This window comes from Psychrobacter sp. APC 3426 (assembly GCF_030408035.1).
Lineage (GTDB): Bacteria > Pseudomonadota > Gammaproteobacteria > Pseudomonadales > Moraxellaceae > Psychrobacter.
Genome location: NZ_JASDCF010000061.1, coordinates 1 through 893, shown reverse-complemented (window position 1 = coordinate 893; position 893 = coordinate 1). Strand labels below are relative to the sequence as shown.

The 893-nt window shown below is 40.5% G+C and carries 1 protein-coding gene and 1 pseudogene; both read right to left on the bottom strand.

From position 1 onward, the window contains the following. Positions 1-378 (bottom strand): annotated as a pseudogene (locus tag QL919_RS14080) (transposase family protein); the annotation flags it as partial. An 8-nt stretch (positions 379-386) separates the two neighbouring features. After that, positions 387-827: a transposase family protein gene (locus QL919_RS14075; RefSeq protein WP_290190092.1), complete on the bottom strand. Its 441-nt coding sequence runs from the start codon at positions 825-827 to the stop codon at positions 387-389. Positions 828-893: the final 66 nt, after the last annotated feature.

The window sequence follows — 893 nt, the reverse complement described above, 5'->3', positions numbered from 1 at the left end:
TTTAAGCTCGGAATTAATGATACCAGCAAACAGCTTCATTCTAAGATCATAGCGCTGACGACGGTTGCGATATTTATGAGCCACGATTTTAAACAACTTGATTAAGCCTATTTTGTGCTCAACCACAATACGGAACTTTGCCAGATAGTGATTGGCCTGTTTGCATATCTCCAATAACTGACCACCACGAGGTTTCTTAAATGGTGTGAAAGTTTGGTTATGTAGCTTTGCTAACCCTTGATAACCACTGTCTGCTAGATAGTTAGTATTCTCAGGTAACCAATCAGGACAAGTATCTTTATACAGCTTAAAATCGTGGATTGACCCTTTACAGGTTTGCACATCAAGTATCAAACCGGTTTGCCAATGAACGATAACCTGCGCTTTTAAGGTGTGTTGTTTTTTCTTACCGCTGTAGTAGTCTCTTTGGTTTTTTTTGGACGCTCAATTGGGGTTTCGGTGGCATCGACAATGACGACTGACCAATTGATGTCCTCATCGACACGACTAGGCAGCTTTTTAGGCAATTCAAACTTGCCAGAGTCAATCAGTGTGTCTTCTAATTTACGAATGATACGGCTAGCAGAAGACTCATGAATACCAAAGTCCATACTGATATGATAAAGCGTGCGGTATTCACGCCAATAAGTCAGGGCTAGTAGTATCTGCTCCTTAAGACTGAGCACGCTTGGTCTACCTGATTTGGTCTTTTGGGTTTCATGCTGCTGCATGGCTTCAAGCATTTCATAAAAGGTCGCTTTATGAATACCTGTATAGCGTTTGAAGCCTGCGTTATTTTGTTCGAGTAGCTTATCTATGTTTGGCATATCTATTAAGTAAGTAGAGTTCAATAATATACGTTGCGTCTTACAACTACTTTTGCAAGAGGTCTA